The 18,854-nt window shown below is 59.9% G+C and carries 19 protein-coding genes and 1 pseudogene; 10 read left to right on the forward strand and 10 right to left on the reverse strand.

The window, feature by feature from the left end:
• Positions 1-24 precede the first annotated feature (24 nt).
• Together AM2010_RS01445 and AM2010_RS01450 are read left to right on the forward strand one after the other, a co-directional pair.
• Positions 25-459 (forward strand): outer membrane protein assembly factor BamE, encoded by a 435-nt coding sequence (locus AM2010_RS01445; RefSeq protein WP_047805560.1) that lies wholly within the window; start codon positions 25-27, stop codon positions 457-459.
• A gap of 7 nt (positions 460-466) precedes the next feature.
• A complete protein-coding gene (locus tag AM2010_RS01450; RefSeq protein ID WP_201784025.1) occupies positions 467-1,009 on the forward strand; it encodes an OmpH/Skp family outer membrane protein in 543 nt (180 codons plus the stop codon).
• Between the two features lie 403 nt (positions 1,010-1,412).
• On the opposite strand, the gene AM2010_RS01455 is transcribed toward AM2010_RS01450, so the two are convergent.
• Positions 1,413-2,351: a DUF5996 family protein gene (locus tag AM2010_RS01455; RefSeq protein WP_047805561.1), complete on the reverse strand. Its 939-nt coding sequence runs from the start codon at positions 2,349-2,351 to the stop codon at positions 1,413-1,415.
• Between the two features lie 453 nt (positions 2,352-2,804).
• Between AM2010_RS01455 and AM2010_RS01460 the strand changes: the two genes are divergently transcribed.
• The 3 genes from AM2010_RS01460 to AM2010_RS01470 are packed head-to-tail and all read left to right on the forward strand — an operon-like array spanning position 2,805 to position 4,418.
• Positions 2,805-3,191 (forward strand): pirin family protein, encoded by a 387-nt coding sequence (locus tag AM2010_RS01460; RefSeq protein ID WP_058350879.1) that lies wholly within the window; start codon positions 2,805-2,807, stop codon positions 3,189-3,191.
• The gene (locus AM2010_RS01465; protein WP_047805563.1) at positions 3,188-4,072 is read left to right on the forward strand and encodes a pirin family protein; all 885 of its coding nucleotides are present in this window, start codon (positions 3,188-3,190) and stop codon (positions 4,070-4,072) included. The genes AM2010_RS01460 and AM2010_RS01465 overlap by 4 nt, the downstream gene beginning before the upstream one ends.
• Complete coding sequence (locus tag AM2010_RS01470; protein ID WP_047805564.1) at positions 4,065-4,418, forward strand: GNAT family N-acetyltransferase; 354 nt, start codon at positions 4,065-4,067, stop codon at positions 4,416-4,418. Before AM2010_RS01465 ends, AM2010_RS01470 begins: the two co-directional genes overlap by 8 nt.
• 44 nt (positions 4,419-4,462) lie before the next feature.
• Here AM2010_RS01470 and AM2010_RS01475 read toward each other — a convergent pair whose 3' ends face one another.
• From AM2010_RS01475 to AM2010_RS13910, 8 genes and pseudogenes are all read right to left on the reverse strand, one after another.
• Positions 4,463-5,053: an NADPH-dependent FMN reductase gene (locus tag AM2010_RS01475; RefSeq protein ID WP_047805565.1), complete on the reverse strand. Its 591-nt coding sequence runs from the start codon at positions 5,051-5,053 to the stop codon at positions 4,463-4,465.
• Positions 5,054-5,528: 475 nt separating this feature from the next.
• Entirely contained in the window at positions 5,529-7,481 is a 1,953-nt protein-coding gene (locus AM2010_RS01480) for a catalase (protein WP_276325048.1), read from the reverse strand.
• 82 nt (positions 7,482-7,563) lie between these two features.
• Positions 7,564-8,568, reverse strand: a pseudogene (locus AM2010_RS13905) (SulP family inorganic anion transporter); the annotation flags it as partial.
• A gap of 11 nt (positions 8,569-8,579) precedes the next feature.
• Positions 8,580-8,918: a protein tyrosine phosphatase family protein gene (locus AM2010_RS01490; protein ID WP_053043848.1), complete on the reverse strand. Its 339-nt coding sequence runs from the start codon at positions 8,916-8,918 to the stop codon at positions 8,580-8,582.
• Between the two features lie 10 nt (positions 8,919-8,928).
• A complete protein-coding gene (locus AM2010_RS01495; RefSeq protein ID WP_047805567.1) occupies positions 8,929-9,378 on the reverse strand; it encodes a YeeE/YedE family protein in 450 nt (149 codons plus the stop codon).
• On the reverse strand, positions 9,378-9,809 hold the full coding sequence (locus AM2010_RS01500; RefSeq protein WP_047805568.1) for a YeeE/YedE family protein: 432 nt from the start codon (positions 9,807-9,809) through the stop codon (positions 9,378-9,380). The genes AM2010_RS01495 and AM2010_RS01500 overlap by 1 nt, the downstream gene beginning before the upstream one ends.
• A gap of 8 nt (positions 9,810-9,817) precedes the next feature.
• Positions 9,818-10,750 (reverse strand): MBL fold metallo-hydrolase, encoded by a 933-nt coding sequence (locus AM2010_RS01505; protein WP_047805569.1) that lies wholly within the window; start codon positions 10,748-10,750, stop codon positions 9,818-9,820.
• A 3-nt stretch (positions 10,751-10,753) separates the two neighbouring features.
• The gene (locus AM2010_RS13910) at positions 10,754-11,077 is read right to left on the reverse strand and encodes an ArsR/SmtB family transcription factor (RefSeq protein WP_058350880.1); all 324 of its coding nucleotides are present in this window, start codon (positions 11,075-11,077) and stop codon (positions 10,754-10,756) included.
• Positions 11,078-11,240: 163 nt separating this feature from the next.
• Between AM2010_RS13910 and AM2010_RS01515 the strand changes: the two genes are divergently transcribed.
• The gene (locus AM2010_RS01515; protein WP_047805571.1) at positions 11,241-12,599 is read left to right on the forward strand and encodes an MBL fold metallo-hydrolase; all 1,359 of its coding nucleotides are present in this window, start codon (positions 11,241-11,243) and stop codon (positions 12,597-12,599) included.
• A gap of 239 nt (positions 12,600-12,838) precedes the next feature.
• On the opposite strand, the gene AM2010_RS13920 is transcribed toward AM2010_RS01515, so the two are convergent.
• Positions 12,839-13,099: a response regulator transcription factor gene (locus AM2010_RS13920; protein ID WP_338047412.1), complete on the reverse strand. Its 261-nt coding sequence runs from the start codon at positions 13,097-13,099 to the stop codon at positions 12,839-12,841.
• 373 nt (positions 13,100-13,472) lie between these two features.
• On the opposite strand from AM2010_RS13920, the gene AM2010_RS01520 reads away from it, so the two are divergent.
• The 4 genes from AM2010_RS01520 to AM2010_RS01535 all read left to right on the forward strand — a co-directional run bounded on the left by AM2010_RS01520 (position 13,473) and on the right by AM2010_RS01535 (position 18,471).
• A complete protein-coding gene (locus tag AM2010_RS01520; RefSeq protein ID WP_150115210.1) occupies positions 13,473-13,985 on the forward strand; it encodes a hypothetical protein in 513 nt (170 codons plus the stop codon).
• Between the two features lie 83 nt (positions 13,986-14,068).
• Positions 14,069-14,827, forward strand: a complete 759-nt coding sequence (locus AM2010_RS01525; RefSeq protein ID WP_047805573.1) for a fimbrial biogenesis chaperone — start codon at positions 14,069-14,071, stop codon at positions 14,825-14,827.
• A 9-nt stretch (positions 14,828-14,836) separates the two neighbouring features.
• Entirely contained in the window at positions 14,837-17,545 is a 2,709-nt protein-coding gene (locus tag AM2010_RS01530) for a fimbria/pilus outer membrane usher protein (RefSeq protein WP_150115211.1), read from the forward strand.
• Entirely contained in the window at positions 17,542-18,471 is a 930-nt protein-coding gene (locus AM2010_RS01535) for a hypothetical protein (protein WP_047805575.1), read from the forward strand. Before AM2010_RS01530 ends, AM2010_RS01535 begins: the two co-directional genes overlap by 4 nt.
• Positions 18,472-18,854 lie beyond the last annotated feature (383 nt).

The following is an 18,854-nucleotide window of genomic DNA, read 5'->3' on the forward strand; positions in this document are numbered from 1 at the left end:
AATCAATTCGACAGGAGGGCACACATGATAGCCAGACTTCTCGCGCTGCCGGCAATCGCAGCAGCATCGATCGCCACCATGGCCACTGCACAGGATGACGTTTCGGAGACCACCGTCGCAACTTATGTCCCGACGGTTGATCCGGACGCCTTCGGTCGCGCTCCGCTGGAGGAGCGCAAGACGGGTGTGACGGTGGACCCTGCCGCTGTGCGGATGATCGTGCCGGGGCTGGAAAAGTTCAGCATCTACCGACTTATCGGCCCACCCCATTTCGGAGAAGGCATTACGCGGCGGTGGAACTACGTTCTCTTCTTTCCGCTTGAGCCCGGAAGCATGGAGCGGGTGCGGTGCCGAATGGAGATTCGCTTCGAAAAGCCCAAGGGGCGCTACCATGTCGTCGTGTCCGAAGTGGTCTGGAAGGATCAGGCATGCGCGGACAGGGTTGCGGCGGCCGGCTGATTGGAGAATGAAGGGCCTCATGCGTGCCTTTACTCCTCTTGCCATCGTGCTGCTCGCCTGCCTTGGCGCTCCTGCGGCGGCCCAGACCTTCGGGCCGCCGATCGAGGGGCTGTGTCTGCTCTCGCGCTCGGCTGCTATTTCCGCCTCCCGCGCCGGCCAGTCGATGCAAGGCCAATTGCGGCAGCTCCAGTCTTCGCTCTCGAGCGAATTGGAACAACGCAGCGCGGCTCTGCAGCAGCAGCGAAGCGCGCTTGAGGCGCGGCGGAGCGCCACCGCGCCGATCGAATACCAGCGTCAGCAGGCCGCGCTTGAGCAACAGTTGCGCGCGCTCGATCAGGAGCAGAACGGGCGCTTCATCATCGCCCAGCAGCGCGGCCAGCAGCAAATCGACCAGGCGCTCAATACGGCCCTGGGCCGGGTGGTCAGCGGCAGGTCCTGCGCCGTTGTGATGGAACGCGACAACTCCTACGGATGGAACAACGCCATGGACATCACGCCCGCCGTCGCGCGCGAGATGGACGGCATCCTGCAGGCGGTCGATCTCGGCTGACGGCAGCGGCAAGGACCAGCACCGGTCGGCTTGACGGCATTGGCTGCGCACCTTGAAGTAGCCCGGTAGCAGCTGCCACTCATTACCGAATGGCGATGCGCACCTCTGCGGCGATATTGCGTACCGGTTCGAGAAGGCGCCGGGATCAACGTCAACACACTGTTGCGAACGCAGACGGCCTGTGCACTGACACCCGGCGGACACGCGCAGGCCATGACGTTTCTAAAGATCGGGAAGACAGCTTAAGGTGCCCGAACTGGTTCCCAATCCGGTCTCCTCCACTGGAACCACACCAGGGACCGCCTGACACCTGCTAGTCAGATGTCCGATAGCGAGCGTCACGTCTGCGGCTGGAGGCGGAAGGGCCTGTTCACATTCATGCTGAGCAGGCGCCCGCCGCAACTTAACCAACCAGGCGTGGCACGCCTTTCTGACCGATCGCGCAGGCGAGGCCTTTATCCCAGCCGGCCAGCCGTGCCGCAGCGTCGAAAGTTGACGCCAAAAATTCCAGCAACGTCTCGCGTGGATCCGGAGCGGAGCGAACGGCTTCGTACGGGAGCACGAATTCCCCCAGCTTCTTGTCGAACCGTGCCGTTGCCGGCCCTACGAGCTGTTCGGCGAGCCGGTCGGGTGTGGGGTAGGCGTAAGAGTAGAAGCAGGGTTCGTCGATCCCGCCACCGCCGGGCCAGAAGCCGGCGGAACTGACCTCGTGACTGTAGGCTTCCCGCGTGACAGCGTCAGGCAGGTTGGGGATGCCCCCGGGATGGAGCGGCGCGGGCCTGCCCGAGAAGCGGGTTACGGCAAGATCGAAGCTTCCCCAGAACAAATGCACCGGACTGACCTTGCCGAGAAATCCGGTGCGGAATTCGTTGAACACCGCGTCGATCCGAACCAGCGCGCGATGGAAGCGCGAGACGGCATCGGCGTCCCACGGCCGCGCGGCAGTGTCCTCGGCGAAGGGAGTCGCATCGGGCAACTCGTTGGGAAAGCCATGATATTCAGGCGATCCGCCGAGGGTTGCGATCACTTTCTTGAACCTGCTGTCGAATTCAGCGATCGACATGGGTTCAAGCGGAAAGCCGTCGCTTTTTCCGGTCGGGCACGATGCGACAAGGCGCTGGCGCTGCAAGTCGAACTGGACGGTGATGCCCGGACCGTCAGGGATCAGCCCGGTCGTAAGCCCGTCTGCATTGACGTAGAGCGTCGCGTGCCACGAGTGATTGACCCAGGGCGTGTGGGCAAGCCGATACTTGCCGACGATTTGCGTTTGCAGGTGCAAGGCAGCACAACTTTCCTTCCACGGCTCAAAGGGAATTAACGGCCATTTGGCATTGTCGCACATAGCAGTTCTCCATGACTTCTCTCGGCTTGGGCATGCGCCCCCGCTTCCATCGCCGGCAAGTCCGGCCTCAGGCTGAGACCGCGGTAAGCGAGTAGGCGACACGGGGCGGAATCTCACCAAAGCCCTAGCGCTGGACCAGCCCGTCCGCCTCCATCTCCTTCAGCATCCTCGTCAACGTGCGATGGGGGGACCGCACCGAGCCGGTGCTTAAACTCGTTGAAGCGTAGCGCGCCTTCCACGAGCAAGAAAATCATCATGGGGCGCCATTTGCCGGAGAGGAAGTCGAGCGTCCTTTCTGTCGGGCAATGCCAGCCGTCCGGTAGGTTCGGGCTGGTTCGCCACAGTATCCTTTTGGATCGTACTTGCTGACATGTCAGCATGTACATATGTTGCGGCCAATTCGAAAGCAATGCCCCCGAGTGGGGCAAAGTACGCCCCTCGAAAGGCGATGCGATGAAGACACCCGATACTATCCTGCGCAACTACAGCCACCACTGGATGGACAACGGCGAACCCGTAAAGCGCCATCCGCGCGGTGTGGGCGAACATCCGCACAAGGGCTTCGAGCCGGTGACAATCGTCTATGACGGCGAGGTCAGCCACCGCGATTTCATCGGCGGGGGTGGCACCATCGGCGCGGGCGAGGCTCAGCGGATGATCGCCGATTGCGGCGTGCTGCACGAGGAGTTCCGTTCGCCCGGCTGTTCGGGGCGCTGGCCCCGGCCTGATCCATCTGTGTCCGAGGCGTTCGATCTCTCCGGCCACTTTTGCAGGCGCGCGACACACTCTTGCCCGATTGACCTATCACCCAGCCCACTGGCCCAAGGAATTTACGCATGATCGAACGCATTATCGGCAAACGCACGCATGACCTTGGCGGCGGGTTCGAGGTGGGCCGCGTGCTGCCCTTCCATGCGCGCCGGACGGTGGGCCCGTACATCTTCTTCGATCACATGGGCCCGGCAGACCTTGCGCCGGGCTTCGCGCGCGAGATGGACGTGCGCCCGCACCCGCACATCGGCATCTCCACCGTGACCTATCTCTACGATGGCGCCCTGACCCATCGCGACAGCCTGGGCGTGACGCAGGACATTCGCCCGGGCGAAGTCAACTGGATGGTAACCGGCAGCGGCATCACCCATTCCGAACGCTTCGATCACGCACGCGAGCACGGAGCGCATATGCACGGCATCCAGGCCTGGGTCGCCCTGCCGACCGAGCACGAAGAGGCCGATCCGGCATTCTACCACCACGAAGGCTCTGGCGACTTGCCGACATGGGAAGAGAAGGGCCTGCGCGGCCGTCTGATCGCAGGCAGCGTAGAAGGGATGCGATCGGCGGTGAAGGTGCACAGTCCCCAATTTTACATGCACTGGGACATGGATGCGGGCGCGAGCCGCATTCTGCCCACCGAGTACGAGGAGCGCGCGGTCTACGTCGCCGAGGGAACCGCCGAGGTTGCAGGGCAACTCCTGCGCACCGGACAGATGGCCGTGCTCGAACCGGGCAAGGATGCCTCTGTGACGGCCAGGGAAGCGGCCACCATTATGGTGCTGGGCGGCGATCCCATTGGCGAGCGGTTCATGCTGTGGAACTTCGTTTCCTCGTCAAAAGATCGGATCGAACAGGCCAGGGAGGACTGGAGGCAGGGGCGCATGAAGCTGCCCGATGCCGACAACGAAGAGTTCACCCCCTTCCCGGAAGATCGCGACTATGCCTGACCAACGACACATCACCGTCGCCCTGGAAGATGGCGAAAGGCATGGCCGATATGTCGGCAGGGTTGCCGGGTTCGATGCCGAAGGCGAGATCACCTTCACCCGGCGCGGATCGGACCTCATCAGCGCCGACCACACCGGCGTGACCGATGAGCTGAGGGGGACAGGGCTCGCGGCGGCGATGGTCGAATACCTCGTCGCCGATGCGCGGGCGCGCGGATTCCAGATCATCCCGATCTGCCCCTATGTCCGCGCCCGATATGAAAAGCACCCTGAATGGCGCGACGTTTTTACCGTTGGTCCGGGCGAAAAACCGAAGCTGACTGCGGCACAATTCAGAGGGGAATGATCATACCGTTGACTTCGGTGCCGTCTCAATGAAACGATTCCAGGTCAGTAAGGCGGAGGCGTCTGCGCTCGTTGATGCTTAGCAGCAGCGGTCCACCAGGCCAGGTCGTCAGCGAAGCGCGAGAAGGCGCGGTCAAGCGCGCGGCCAGCATCACCGACAGGTGCGCCATTTTCGTCGAGCGTCATGGCGATCGGGCCGACTGCCACGGTGCTGGGAATGACCACCATGCCCATCTCGGACAGGGTCCCGTGCCAGGCGAGGTTGGCGCGAACCCCGGACAGTCTGCCCGCCGAATAGCTGGCCACTGCCGCTGGACGCCAGAACCATTCCTCAAGGAAATGGTCAGTAAGGTTCTTGAGGCCGGGCTGAACGCCCCAGTTATATTCGCCCGTCACAAATACGAAGGCATCGGCGCTGCGGATCTGCTCTGCCAGGTCTTCCATCGCCTGCGGCGCTTGGCCCGGCGCGTATTCCTTGTACATCCGGTCGAGCATCGGCAGCCCGATTGCGCGCGCGTCGATCAGGCGGGCATCGTTCCCGCGGTCTTTGAGGCCTTGCACGATGTAGTCTGCAAGACGAATGCCCGCGCGATCGGAGCGATATGAGCCGTAGAGAACAAGGATCCGGTCACTCATGTCGTCGTGGTCTTCTCTCAATCCGCTGCATCAGCGCCCATAGTGACTGTAGCGGATAGTTATGGCAATCGCAGAGCCTAGCTAGCCGAAGCGTGCTAGGTGCGGCCCAAATCGCGGCATAGAAAGACTATCTCGGCTGCAGTCCGTCTGCCTGCAGCCGAGTTTCCGTGTTTGGCGAGTATCCGAATATATGGCAGCTCTCGACGACCTGATCCGAGACGGGGACTGACGACTATGTCGACGATAGCGGACGTCCCAGGCGGACAGTTGAACTCGATCGGCCCAATGACCTGCTCGACGATGGCTGTACTGCAGTCGCACTCCTCCTGAACGCCGCGCCCTGGCATGTGGCCAAGGCGTGTCGGGAAGAAGGCTATCGTCTCGATCTACTCAGGACAACACGCGGCCCCTAACAGGTGGACGATGCGAAGTGTCGGGGGAAGAGCCCGACAAAGGCTATTCGCTAAGACAGCTCTTAATCCTTCTTCACCGCCTCGCGGTCCCAGAAACGTAGCTTGGCGCAGCGGGCGAGGAATTTCTCGGCGGAGCCGGGCTTCGTCAGTTCGACAAAACCGTCATCCATCCGCTTGGCGACCCCTGCGCCCTCGAGCAGCGCCATCGCATCCGGGACGTAGGCGATGAACTTGGCATGGGCGAAGGCATCGTTGACGAAGTCGATGCTGGGCTTGTCCATGCCAAATTTCTCCGCCGCGTCCTTGCCCATTACTAGCGCCACGGCGTCGTAGACCACCGAGGGGCCGCCATCGATCTTCTGGTCGGCTGCCATCACCTTGCCGTCCGATAGCTTGGCGCCCGCGACATGCGGGGCAATTATCTCGGCGATCGCTCCGACAGCCGTGGCGGCGTCCTTGAGCGCCCTGACCGCGCTCGCATCGCCGCCTTCGGCAATATAGATGCCCAGCTTGCGCCCCTTGAAGCTGTCGGGACCGTTCTTGAGGATCGACAACGCCGGGCTTTCGGGCAGATCATCGACCGGCTTGCGTGCGGGGGTCGGCTTGGGTGGCAGTTCGGTCAGACCGATGCCGTCGGCGACTGTCTGGGCGAGGCCGTCGTCGATGTGTCGCAGATGGCCGACCATCCGCTGGCGGATGTCCATGCGCTCGACCTTGGAGAGTTCGAACACCAGCGCATTGCCCATGTGGGTCTGCTCGATCGCGGTCTGCGAGACGTAGAACTGGCGCGCCTGGCTGTAGTGATCGGCGAAAGTCTCGCTGCGCTCGCGCACCTTGGGTCCGGCGACCGGTGCGGCGTAGCTGGTGAAGCCGCGATCGGGGCTGGCCCGGGGGCCGCGTGGTTCGCGGTTGTCGTCCATGTCGCCCGACCAGCTGTTGGGTTCGTAATTTGCCCGCCCTTTGGGATTGGTCATCGCCATGTGGCCGTCCTGCTGGAAATTGTGGACCGGGCATTTGGGCGCGTTGATCGGGATATGCGTGAAATTGGGGCCGCCCAGTCGCTTGAGCTGGGTGTCGAGATAGGAGAAATTGCGCCCCTGGAGCAGCGGGTCCTCGCTGAAGTCGAGACCGGGGATGATGTTCTGCGTGCAGAACGCAACCTGCTCGGTCTCGGCGAAGAAATTGTCGACATTGGCGTCGAGTGTGAGCGTGCCGATGATCTCGACCGGGACCTGTTCCTCGGGGATGATCTGGGTCGCATCGAGCACATCGAACTCGAAGCGTTCGGCAAATTCCTCGTCGAACACCTGGATGCCCAGATCCCATTGCGGGAAGTCGCCCACCTCGATCGAATCCCACATGTCGCGGCGATGGAAATCCGGATCCATCCCGTTGATCTTGAGCGCCTCGTTCCAGATCACCGATTGGAGGCCGAGCGCCGGCTTCCAGTGGAACTTGACGAATTTCGCCTCGCCTTTGGCGTTGATCATGCGGAAGGTGTGGACCCCGAAGCCCTCCATGAAACGAAAGCTGCGCGGGATGGCGCGGTCGGACATGATCCACATCACCATATGCATGCTTTCGGGGCTCAGCGTGATGAAGTCCCAGAAATTGTCATGCGCGGTCTGCGCCTGCGGGAAGCCGCGGTCAGGCGCGGGCTTGGCGGCATGGATCAGATCGGGAAACTTGATCGCATCCTGGATGAAGAACACCGGGATGTTGTTTCCGACCAGGTCCCAGTTTCCCTGCTTGGTGTAAAACTTAGTCGCGAAGCCGCGGACATCGCGAGCGAGATCGGGAGATCCCTTGTTGCCCGCCACAGTGGAGAAGCGGGTGAAGGTTGGCGTCTTTTCGCCGACCTCGTTGAAGATCGCGGCGTGCGAGTACTCGGGAATAGCCTTCTTCAGCTCGAAGTGGCCATGAATGCCGTAGCCGCGCGCATGGACCACGCGCTCCGGAATACGCTCGTGATCGAAATGAAAGATTTTCTCGCGAGCGATATGATCTTCCAGCAATTGCGGGCCGCGCGGACCAGCGGAGAGCAGCGATAGCGATACCGATCGCCGTCATCGCGCCGGCAGCCGGCGTTTCGGCCCCTGCGTCAAAATTGACGACGCTTCGAGCAAATCCGCCAGTGACGGGATAGCCCCCTGAAAATGACGCGGCGATGTTGGCTGCACCAAGGCCTATCAGTTCCTGGTCCGGTTCAATCCGTTGCCGTCGTTTTGCAGCGAGTGTCTGTGCAACCGAGACCGACTCAACGAACCCAATCACAGATAACAGTAACGCGGGCACCAGCAGTTGTTGCCATAAGTTCGGATCGAACAAAGGGACCGTAAAGGGTGGCAGGCTCCGCGGAATCTCGCCGACCACCTTCACGCCCAAGCGTTCGAGATCGAAAGCCACAACAGCGAGCGTGGAAGCAACCACGGCGGCGATCGGCCCGGTTTTGGCGATCAGTTCTGCTGGACGGCCTGGAATGCCCAGTCGCATCAGCGTCGGCTTCAACCCCTTGCGAACCCAGAACAGAAACGTGAGCGAGGCGACGCCGATCCCGACTGTTGGCAGGTTGGTGCCCCCGATATTGCTGGCAAGGGTGGTCAATAGTTCGGGCATCGCTTCGCCTGAAGCTGCGATCCCGAGGATCGATTTTAACTGGCTGGTGGCGATGATGATGCCTGAAGCGGTAATGAATCCGGACACCACAGGATGCGACAGAAGGTTGGCAAGAAAGCCGAGCTTGAGCATCCCCATCAAGGTAAGGATAAGTCCAGACAGCAGAGCCAAAACCAGCGCTGCGGCGACGAACTCGGCACTCCCCGGCGGCGCGACGCTGCCCGCCGCCGCGAGGGTCATCAACGAGATGACTGCCACAGGGCCCACCGCCAGTGTGCGGCTGGTGCCGAAAATGGCATAGGCTATGATCGGTAGGATCGAAGCGTAAAGCCCCACCTCGGGCGGTAGCCCCGCAAGCATGGCGTAGGCCAGACTTTGGGGAATGAGCATGATGGTAACGATGCACGCCGCCAGACCATCATTGATAAGAGTCTGACGGTTGTAACTCTGGCCCCAGTCAAGCACAGGCAGGTATCGGGCGAGCATCGATATGCGCACTATTGCGGCTTGCCGGCCAGTTCCCACAAGCTCGCAGCGCGTGCGCCCGACCGGCAGAAGCTGATAACCTTGCCGTCGCACTGGCGCAACGCCTCGGCGAATCTGATACCGTCGTCGGGCGTGGCTTGACCCGGAATCACGGGAATATGCGTATAGGCAAGACCGTGTCGATTGGCCTCGGCTTCCAGTTCGGAGGACTTAGGCTGACCCGGCTCCTCATCGTCCGGTCGGGCATTGATGATCCCTTTGAACCCTTGAGCGGCCAACTCGCCGATCTCGGCTGGTCCCAACTGCGGTCGCACGGCTAGATTGGGCGACAGGTGCTTGCAGATTGTCATCGTCAATCTCCTAGGTTGCCGCTTTCGGCTTTCCGGAATTTTCGGCGGGCTGAGGCAGCAGTCGATGCGCGGCCATGCCGACGAGCATAGCGGCAACAAACAGCCAGACTTGCCACGCGCCCAGTACAAGTCCGGCGAAGGCTGGGCCCGGGCAGAAACCGGCAATGCCCCAGCCGATGCCAAACAATGCCGCGCCGATGAGCAGGCGCCGGTCGAGCCCGGCGTTTTCCGGAACGTGGAACTCGTCCGCCAGCATGGGATGCGTCATCCGGCGCCGGACCAGATAGGCCAGTGCGGAAGGGATAAGCGCAGCGCCCATAACGTACAGCAGCGTGGGATCCCATCGTCCTGCCACATCGAGGAAAGCTAGTACCCGAGCGGGATTGATCATATCCGACAGAGCGAGGCCCGCTCCGAAGATAATGCCAACCAGCAAGGCAGCCAGGGCATTTCGCATCATCAGACCCCCAAAACGTGACGAATGAAGAAGACGCTCACCGCAGCGACGCCCATGAAGGTCAACGTTGCCGCGATTGAACGGGGCGACAGGCGCGCCGTTCCGCACACTCCATGCCCGCTGGTGCATCCATTGCCCAACCGTGTGCCGAACCCGACCAGCAATCCGGCAACGACGAGGGCAGCAGGCGATGTCCCAATAAGCAGCTCGGGACGGCGAATGAACACTGCAACCAATCCCGCACCCAACGGCAGGCCAACAACGAACGCGGTCGCCTGCCCCCAGGGCGTGCCGCGCGTGTCGATCCTGCATGCCGTCGCCACCATTCCGGATACACCGGCAATTCGGCCGTTACCCAAAAGCAGCAGAGCAGCAGCGACGCCGATCAACAGGCCACCGGCGATCGCCACAAAAGGGGACAGAGGCTCCAACATGACAGGTCCTATCGCAGCAGGTTGAGGGGAAGCTTAAGGTAGATGTTCCCGTTGTCTTCGGGCTGAGGCAAATGGCCTCCGCGCATGTTGACCTGTATCGCAGGCAGAATCAGCCGGGGCATTTCCAGGGTGGCGTCACGTTGAGTGCGCATGGCCACGAAGTCGTCCTCCGTCACGTCCTTGTGAAGATGGACGTTGGCGGTGCGTTCGGCGAGCATGGTCGTTTCCCACACGAAGTGATCGCGGTTGGGCGCCTTGTAATCGTGACAGAGGAACACACGGGTTGCATCGGGCAATTCCATGAGGCGCCGCACCGAGCGATATAGCGCGCGTGCGTCACCGCCGGGAAAATCCGCGCGAGCCGACCCATAGTCTGGCATGAACATCGTGTCGCCGGTGAACAGCGCATCGCCGATGACGAAGGCCATGTCGGCCGGGGTATGGCCGGGAACGTGTAGCGCGATCAGCTTGAGCTCGCCGATCTGCAGCACGTCTCCGTCGTCCATCAGGACGTCGAATTGAGATCCGTCGCGCTCGAACTCGGTACCCTCGTTGAATATCTTTCCGAAGACGTTCTGCACGGTGGTGATTTCTGCTCCGATCGCGAGCCTCCCTCCAACCTTTTCCTGCAGATAGGGGGCCGCAGAAAGATGATCGGCGTGCACATGGGTCTCGAGCAACCAATCGACGATCAAGTTCTCCTGCTCCACGTAGGCGATGACCAGATCGGCGGACGCGAAACCGGTGGTCCCCGACGCATGATCGTAATCTAGCACGCTATCGATGATCGCGGCGCGCTTCGAGGCGGGATCGCTGACCACGTAAGTCGCGGTGAAAGTCGATTCATCGAAGAATGCCCGGACCACCGCGGCCTGCCGGTCGCCCCCCAATGTCTCTTCCACCAGAGTGGTAGCTCGTTTGAGATGTGTATCTGTCTGCATGGATCAGCTCCTGCGTTGTATGATTGCGCCCGCGTGTCCGAGTTGCGGACAGAACAGATCGTGGAGGAGGGAGAGCAACTGAAGCGCCTTGTCGTCGCAAACACTATAGAAGACTGTCTGAGCCTCCTTGCGCGTGGCGACGAGGTTCTGCTCGCGAAGCCGGGCCAAGTGCTGGGAAAGAGCAGAATGGCTCAACCCCACTTTCTCAGCCAGGCCGCCCACGGAATGCTCTCCGCTTTCTGCAAGGTGACACAGCACCAGCAAGCGTGGCGTGTTGGCCATCGCTTTCAGAAGGGCGACGGCTTCTGACGCCTGTGCTTCGAACATAACCTGCACCTCGATCTCACTATTTTTTAGCTATACCTAATGTAGATAATGCTTAAGAAAGGTCAAGAGCTCCGCGCACAGCGGGTTTACGCGGTACTCACCACTCAACCTGCGGAACCGCCCGATGCAATACTCCGTTGCGTCAGGACAGTATGGAGGCCTTATGATTCTCGAGAAGATCAAGACGCCGGGCTTGTCGCATCTTTCTTACCTGGTCGGGGCTGACGGCAAAGCGGCGGTCGTCGATCCCCGGCGAGATTGTGAAGTCTATCTCGAGAAGGCGCGTGCCGAGGGCCTTGAGATAACGCACATCCTCGAAACCCATCGGAATGAGGATTTCGTCTCGGGCGCACCTGTGCTGGCGGAACTGACGGGCGCAGCGGTTCTCCATGGACCGAACGCTGATGGTGAGGTCCTCTACGCCCAGACGACCCGCGAGGGCGACAGGCACAAGATTGGTTCGCTAGAGATCGAGGTGCTTGAGACGCCTGGCCACACGTTCGATCACGTCGCCTATGTGCTCTACGACAGCAAGTATCCTGAAGGCGCCGTCGGAGTATTCACCGGCGACGCCTTGTTCATCGGCGACGTGGGCCGCACCGATTTCTACCCCGACAGGAAACGGGAGGTTTCCGGCCTCTTGTTCGATTCTCTGCGCAAGATCTGCAGTCTGGGAGACCAGGCCATTGTCTATCCCGCGCATGGAGCCGGCTCGGTGTGCGGATCGGGCATGGCAGACCGGGAATTTTCAACGATAGGACACGAACGCCGAAACAATCCGCTCCTGCAGCTAGACGATCGTGCAGCTTTCATCGATCGCAAGGTCCACGAAAACCACTACCAGCCGCCATACTTCCGATTGATGGAGCGGTTAAATCTGGTTGGGGGCACGCCGGCGCCCCGAAGCCTTCGTCCCGCTCCGCTCACTCTCGATCAACTTGCAGGTTGCAGCGCCGATCGTCTGGTCGATGTCCGCGAGCCGCTGGCCTATGCCTCAGGCCATCTTCCGAGCAGCATCAATCTGCCGGTCGACATGATCCCTGCCTTTGCTGGCTGGTTCATTCGCGAGGGCGAAACTATCGCGCTCATCGGCTCTGCCCACGATCAGCTGGAGAAGGCGATGGAACACCTCGTGCGAATCGCGCTCGACAACGTGCTGGGCGGCTATGTCGGCGTCGTCCCCGCGGCTGCATCGGGTAAGCAGATGCAGCAGATCCCGATGATCGACACCGAGACCGTCAAGCGACGGCTCGCCGAGGACCATGCAGACTGGACCCTGCTCGATGTCCGCGACGCTGACGAACGTGCCGAGAACGCGATCGAGGGCTCGCAGCATATCTACGTGGGCGAGCTCAATGAACGCTGGCGGGAACTCGATCCTTCGCGCCGCTACACGCTTATGTGCGCTAGCGGGATGCGCGCAACGATTGCGTCAGGGTGGCTCAAAAGCAACGGAGTAGCAAACGTGGAAGTCTACCTTGGCTCAATGGGAGCCTGGAAGGCAGCGCAGGAAGAAGACTGAGTTCCATCATGTGGCGATCGTGGCTGATCAGGATCACGGCTCCCGAGTAGTCGTTGAGCGCCTGCACCAGTGCCTCGCGGGCATCGACATCAAGATGGTTGGTCGGTTGCGCGATCGCCAGAAAAGCCGAAACGCCCCAATTGTTGCCCATCTATTTCTTCCGCTCGAAGCATCCTTCTGAGGTCGTCTTGGGGTAAGGATCAGAATCGAAGTCCGCACAACTGTTTATGCGGATTCCGTTACAGGCTGACGAGTTGCTCCATACTCGCCATCTTCATTTGCACCATTCCGCCCGCCATGCAGATGGCAACGAGATGTGTTCGATTTCGAGCATGAAGCTTCAATCGGCAGTTTTCGAGATGCCGTTCAACGGTGCGTGGAGCGATCGAAAGCTGCTGCGCAATTTCCTTTGCAGAAAACCCCAAAGCGGAACGCTCGACAATCTCGTGCTCTCGCAGTGTGAGAGAAAAGCATGAGTGATAAGTCAATTGCGCCTCCAAACTATCTCGAAGTATTCCGAGACTACTGAGCAGGCGACCCCCGATTTCTTATGCGAATCAGTCTGCGCGAAGTTTTATTATTAACAGAAGATTGATCGAAGAGTCAAAATCGATTCCACGATTGGGTCAGTTCGGAGTGCAATGTGGGTAATTAAATAATTGTAAACATGACATTAATTTCGTGTTGCTGTGACGGTAAGCTGGTTAGTTTTACCTATGTTAATACCCGGGCGAGAAGCACAGGCCGTTTTCCCGGATAGGATAATTTCCCGATCTACGACAACTTCATGATCGTGGAACAGGGATGGGCATTATCCTATTATTCGAGCGCAATCCGTTCCGCGTATACTTAGCAAAGGAATGGAGATTGAAGATGTCTAAAATGAACCTTCTCGTCGCCGCTGCGATTCCTGCAGCTCTATTCGCTGTCCCGGCTGCGGCCCAAGACAGCGAAAGCTTTGAAATCGCCCTAAGCGGTTCAGTTGCGAGTGTGTGCGACATAACCCCGGAAGGAACCGGGAGTTACAATGTCGACATGCTCGATACGAACAACCAGGGCTTTCTGATTGTCGCGTTCTCCTGCAACTCGCCGTACATCGTTACGCTCGAATCCGCGAATGGTGGCATGGAGCACCAGGAAAGCGGCGGTTCGGTCCTGATCGACTATGATGTTGAAGCCACCTTTGGCGGCTTCGGGACTGTGAATTCCGCTGTGATGGCCGGCAGCCCCCAGACCATCGTAACCGAAACGAACTGGGCCAATATTCTGACGAATGGCGGCGTCCGTTCGGGGAATATGGATCTGCAGTTCGGTTCGCTGGCGGAATACGCGGTGGCCGGTACCTATGAAGATACCCTGACCATCGCCGTAACTGCCCAGCTCTGACGCTGATGCGGTTGACCGGGTCCGGGGCAATCCATCGCCCCGGACCCATTTCGCTTCACAGATGGATTCCTCGGGGGGCTCCGATGAAGAACGCTGGCAGATCCTTGCAAACCAATCTGGCGCTGCTGCTTGTTTGCATGGCTCCGAGTGTGGTCCACGCCTATGAGCTCGAACCAATCGTGGTTCAGCTGGCGCCTTCGGGCAATGGCTCGGTGCAGTCGATGACCATCACGAACACTCACGAGGTTCCCATTGCGATCGAGGTGGCTGTGTACCGCCGAGAGCAGAAAGTTGACGGAAGCGAAGAGCGAGAGGAGGAGCTGGACGACATCCTCCTGACGCCACCTCAGATGGTGATAGCCCCAGGTTCCAGCCAAACTTTCAAGGTACGCTACGTTGGGCCTCAGGATGTCCAGCGCGAGCGAACCTACCGCGTAGTGACCGAGCAGTTGCCGATCCGATTGAAAAAGGAAGAACGCGGCGATCTCAGTGCTCAAGTGTCGATGCGTTATCGCTACGAAGCGGCGCTCTACGTGGTCCCGCCTCAGCGCAAACCGGCCTTCCGCCTCCTCGATGCCAACCCGATCGAGACAGATGGAGAACGCTTTCTGGAGCTCGACATCGCTAGCGAGGGTAATATGCGCGCCATTCTTCAGAGCCCGCGCCTCACAGTCAGCGGAGGAGGGAGTACAGCGACTCTCTCTGGAGAAGAACTCGGCCCGCTCGAAGGCTTGAATATACTTGCCGGCAATCATCGCCAGATCCGTGTGTCCTGGCCCGAAAGCATCCCTTTCGGAGAAGTGGAGGCATCGCTCGATGCACGTCTGCTGATTCTTCAGTGAGGCGGATCGATGAGCAAGCGATCCGCCTTTTGTACGCTGCTCCTGCTCTCCACCGGGTTGTACTCAACAGCGACGTCTGCCGGAGTACGTCTTCCCTACAGCAATGTAATAGACAGCCTGGTCGGGCCAGAGGCAGTGGTCACCACCCTTTACCAGGCGAACAGCAACAGTGCGGACCCCGGCGCTACGGCGATAGGAAGTCAGCAAACCGGCGGGTCTCGGGAAGACACTGCGGAGGGCGAGAGCGGTACAGGCCCATCCGATGAACCGGTCGACAATCGTTCCATCGATGACATTTATCGCGAAGTTTTTGGCTCCGATCGTCCGGTGCTGGCAAGCGATGAATATGTCGTCCGCCTGAACGGAATCAATGTGGGGACCTTCCGCTTGCAGCCCCCTGAACCGCAAGCCGGCGGAGGCTGGATCGAGGGCCAATTCATCGAAACGATGATCACCCCCAATCTCATTCCCGAAATGGTGGCGCGATTTGAAGGTTTCGGAGCCTCCGAACAGGTCTCGTTTGCCTCCCTCAGAGCGAGCGGGCTGGATGTAGCGTTCGACCGGCAGCGACTGGTGTTGGAGGTTGGTCTACCGCCTCAGATGAGAAACCGGCAACTGATCAATCTGCGCGCTCGGGCCCGCCAGGGCAGCCTCGACCATGTGGAGAGGGCGCACATTTCGGGCTATCTCAACATCCGGGCAGGTATCGACCTTCTAGAAGACTCGAGAGTTCGAAATCCCGGTGTCGACAGGAGGGCGATCGATCTTGATGCAGCGCTTAGGTTCGGGCCATTTGTTCTGGAAGGCGAAATCGACTTCGACGATCGCCGGACAGAGCGGCGCTGGCGGCGAAACGACGTTTTGCTCAGCTATGACGATCGAGACTCCCTGGTCCGATATGAAGTCGGCGATCTCAGCATCGGCAGGAGACCCTTTCAGGGCTCGCCCCGTATCGCGGGCGCGGCGGCATTCCGGAAGTTCTCCATCAACCCCTACCTCAATTACCGGCCGGTCACGAGCAGGGACTTCGAGCTCGAACAGGGTGCCCGCGTCGAAGTTTTTGTCAACAACCTTCCGCTCCGGACAATCGACCTTCCCTCGGGCAGATACCGCCTGCAAGACTTCTCGCTTATCCCTTCGGCTATCAACGATATCCGGCTTCTGGTGACTTATCCCAGCGGCCGGGTGGAAGAATTGCTTTTTCCGGCGTTCTACGACTTTGAACTGCTGGACGAGGGGATCCGGGATTTTGGCGTCAATGTGGGAGTACCCTACACCGTACAGAATGGCCGTCGGGACTACGACTTCGGCAATTACAATATCCTCGCCTACTATCGGCAAGGTCTGACGGAGACCCTCACCGGAGGAGCGAGCGTTGAGGCTGACGAGACATTCGTGACGCTCGGTGTCGAAGCCATTTGGGCCTCTCCGATCGGAACCTTCGCCCTCAATGCCGGCAACGATATTCGGAACCCAGGCCCCGATAGCGGGCTGGTGACCCTACAATACCGATGGCGCGACGCGGATCGCGATCGAGACCGGACGATCGATGCCTTCGTACAACTCTCCGGTCGGGAGTACCGGACGCTGGACCAGATTTTTGGCGATAACCTGATTCAGACGCAGGCCCGCATTCGTGTCGGCCAGTATGTCAAAGACACCATAAGGGCACAGCTTTTCGCCGGCTATGAAACCTATCACCCCGATATCCCGACGAGCTATTCGGTCGGGCTAAGTCTGACGGGCAGTTTCGGGCGCTTCCAACTTGGCGGTTCGCTCGAATACCGCAGGGATGGTGATAGCAGTGGTCTGGTCGGGCAGATTTCATTCACTACCAGTTTCGGCAAGACGTCGGTGCTCGGCAGCTATTCCACTGAAGAAAATTCAATGCGCGCCCAGTTCACCAGGATCGAGCCCTACGGAATAGGCGCCATTACGGCCGGAGGAACTGTAGAGCGAACCGATCGGCGCGACCGGGAAAGCCTTCGGCTTGGCTATGTGGGGAACAGGTTCGAAGCGGGAGTTCAGCAGTTTGCCAACAATTATCTCACCGACGACGCAGACGCATCTCTTGTTACCGAATTCAGGCTAGGTACCGCTCTCGTCATGGCCGATGGCCACTTCGCGCTGTCGCGACCGGTGAGCAACAGCTTCGCCATCTTCACAGGTGAAGGCGGCGACATCGCCGTGGACCCCCAGACCCGCCTGGGAAGCGTGGAAAGCCGCTATATCGCCCGAAGCGGCGGTCTCGGTGCTGCGGTCGTCAATAATATGACGCCGTATTATAACCGCGTAATCCGCGTCGATTCCGAGGATGCTTCGCAAGTCTCGAGCGTTGCGAACAACCTGTTCGTCCTCAATCCCGATTACCGGTCAGGCTACTCGATCGCTCTGGAAGAAACGGGCGGCGTTGCGATAATCGGCAATCTTGTCGACATCGAGGGCAACCCGGTAGACCTTGCGGTTGGCACCTATCGCGTCGCGGGACGGCAAGACGACGGTGAACCGCAGAACATATTCACCAACCGCAACGGTCGCTTCTATATCGATGATATCGAGCCAGGGGATGAAATCGAAATAACGCTGCCCGGAGAAAATGGCGTCTACCGGATCGAAGTGCCGAACGATGCCCTGGGCCTTGTTTCGACCGACGACGTCATCCGTCCCGCTCCCAACGCACAATCAAGTATGTCCCTGACACCAGGAGAAGATCGATGAAGCGCCCGTCACTGCTAATCGCCGTTTGGATCTTATCGCTGCTGCCCAGCGGCGCCTTGGCTCAGAACGACATGTTGCTCTCCGACCCCGAAAGCGAATGCGCGTTGGCCATCGCGGGGGAAAGCAATGTCGATTGGGATGGGCCGTATGGGCGCGGTTACGATGTTTTCGATGAAACCATCGCATATGAATCCATCGAGATCCTTGTGCAGCATACCGGAGGAGCGTGTAACTTTATCCTGACCGCAACGCCCGTGTCGTCGGGCGGCCGTGCGGTATTGGCCAACGGCACCGCGCAACTTGAATATGATGTCCTGCGCGAAACTACCGGTCCGTCGATTATTTCTGGGAGCCTCGAAGGCACGCCGAGTTCGCGTATCCAGGGAGCGTTCGGACCGGGCGAAAGCATGGCCGCCGCCTTGTTGAGCATCTATATTCCCCCACTGCAGTTCGTCGAAAGCGGGACCTTCGATGGCCAATTCATCCTTCGGCTTTATCGGGAAGACGGCGCAAGCTCGACATTGGTAGACGAGCGGCCAGTGACCATTATCGCTCCCGTTGCTGCCCGTCTTCGGATCGACGCGCCAGATTTTGCGAACGGTTCCACGGTAGCTCTGATTGATCTTGGAGAGCTGAGCGGCGGGGCGCGTAAGGATGTGGCTTTCGATATTCGGAGCAACAGCCGCGTCAATGTCGCGGTGTCTTCTGCCAATCGCGGCGAACTGGCCCATGAAACGGCGCCGACATCGATCCCTTACCGTGTGAGCGGAGGAGGCCAGCTGATAAACCTGTCCGATAGGGCCGGAAGGCGGATCGGATCTTCCTTTGCGGGAAGGACTTTCGCGGTAGAAGTTGAGGTGCCGCCGGGATCGTATCCCGCTGGTCGCTATTCGGATGTGCTTACCGTCGTTTTTACGACCGAATGATATAATCCTTTTTGCAGAATCGGATGCCGCAACGAGTTGTTTGCTTCGGGTTGACCACCCCATCTGATAATTCTGGACCAACTCAGATGTGTCCAATCAATCGATGAGACTTGAGCTCAGTTCGGTCTGGGGCAGTCCTGAAAAAAGGACCCCGACCAGCCAGAACACCGGTGACTTGACTCCGGTCCACAGCAAATTTCGAGGGCCAATGCCCAGGAAACTGCCGCCTCCAGCATCATCCGCCAACTGCCGTTTGGTCGATTCGCCTGAAGCGCCTCCGGCCTGCAGGGAAATGTTGATTACGAAGCGAATCGCGACGGTGGATTCACCGTCACGAGATTGGCCGAGCCGAGCTACTCTGGCTACAAAAGTGATCCACAGCC

This window comes from Pelagerythrobacter marensis, assembly GCF_001028625.1.
Classification (GTDB): Bacteria; Pseudomonadota; Alphaproteobacteria; order Sphingomonadales; family Sphingomonadaceae; genus Pelagerythrobacter; species Pelagerythrobacter marensis.

Excerpts from the sequence above, each read along its gene's own strand:
- AM2010_RS01445 (WP_047805560.1), top strand. The coding sequence starts at position 25 with ATGATAGCCAGACTTCTCGCGCTGCCGGCAATCGCAGCAGCATCGATC.
- AM2010_RS01460 (WP_058350879.1), top strand. The coding sequence starts at position 2,805 with ATGAAGACACCCGATACTATCCTGCGCAACTACAGCCACCACTGGATG.
- AM2010_RS01530 (WP_150115211.1), top strand. The coding sequence starts at position 14,837 with ATGAGCAAGCGATCCGCCTTTTGTACGCTGCTCCTGCTCTCCACCGGG.
- AM2010_RS01475 (WP_047805565.1), bottom strand. The coding sequence starts at position 5,053 with ATGAGTGACCGGATCCTTGTTCTCTACGGCTCATATCGCTCCGATCGC.
- AM2010_RS01465 (WP_047805563.1), top strand. The coding sequence starts at position 3,188 with ATGATCGAACGCATTATCGGCAAACGCACGCATGACCTTGGCGGCGGG.
- AM2010_RS01495 (WP_047805567.1), bottom strand. The coding sequence starts at position 9,378 with ATGATGCGAAATGCCCTGGCTGCCTTGCTGGTTGGCATTATCTTCGGA.
- AM2010_RS01515 (WP_047805571.1), top strand. The coding sequence starts at position 11,241 with ATGATTCTCGAGAAGATCAAGACGCCGGGCTTGTCGCATCTTTCTTAC.
- AM2010_RS01535 (WP_047805575.1), top strand. The coding sequence starts at position 17,542 with ATGAAGCGCCCGTCACTGCTAATCGCCGTTTGGATCTTATCGCTGCTG.
- AM2010_RS01520 (WP_150115210.1), top strand. The coding sequence starts at position 13,473 with ATGTCTAAAATGAACCTTCTCGTCGCCGCTGCGATTCCTGCAGCTCTA.
- AM2010_RS13910 (WP_058350880.1), bottom strand. The coding sequence starts at position 11,077 with ATGTTCGAAGCACAGGCGTCAGAAGCCGTCGCCCTTCTGAAAGCGATG.
- AM2010_RS01505 (WP_047805569.1), bottom strand. The coding sequence starts at position 10,750 with ATGCAGACAGATACACATCTCAAACGAGCTACCACTCTGGTGGAAGAG.
- AM2010_RS01525 (WP_047805573.1), top strand. The coding sequence starts at position 14,069 with ATGAAGAACGCTGGCAGATCCTTGCAAACCAATCTGGCGCTGCTGCTT.
- AM2010_RS01450 (WP_201784025.1), top strand. The coding sequence starts at position 467 with ATGAAGGGCCTCATGCGTGCCTTTACTCCTCTTGCCATCGTGCTGCTC.
- AM2010_RS01500 (WP_047805568.1), bottom strand. The coding sequence starts at position 9,809 with ATGTTGGAGCCTCTGTCCCCTTTTGTGGCGATCGCCGGTGGCCTGTTG.
- AM2010_RS01470 (WP_047805564.1), top strand. The coding sequence starts at position 4,065 with ATGCCTGACCAACGACACATCACCGTCGCCCTGGAAGATGGCGAAAGG.
- AM2010_RS01490 (WP_053043848.1), bottom strand. The coding sequence starts at position 8,918 with ATGACAATCTGCAAGCACCTGTCGCCCAATCTAGCCGTGCGACCGCAG.
- AM2010_RS01455 (WP_047805561.1), bottom strand. The coding sequence starts at position 2,351 with ATGTGCGACAATGCCAAATGGCCGTTAATTCCCTTTGAGCCGTGGAAG.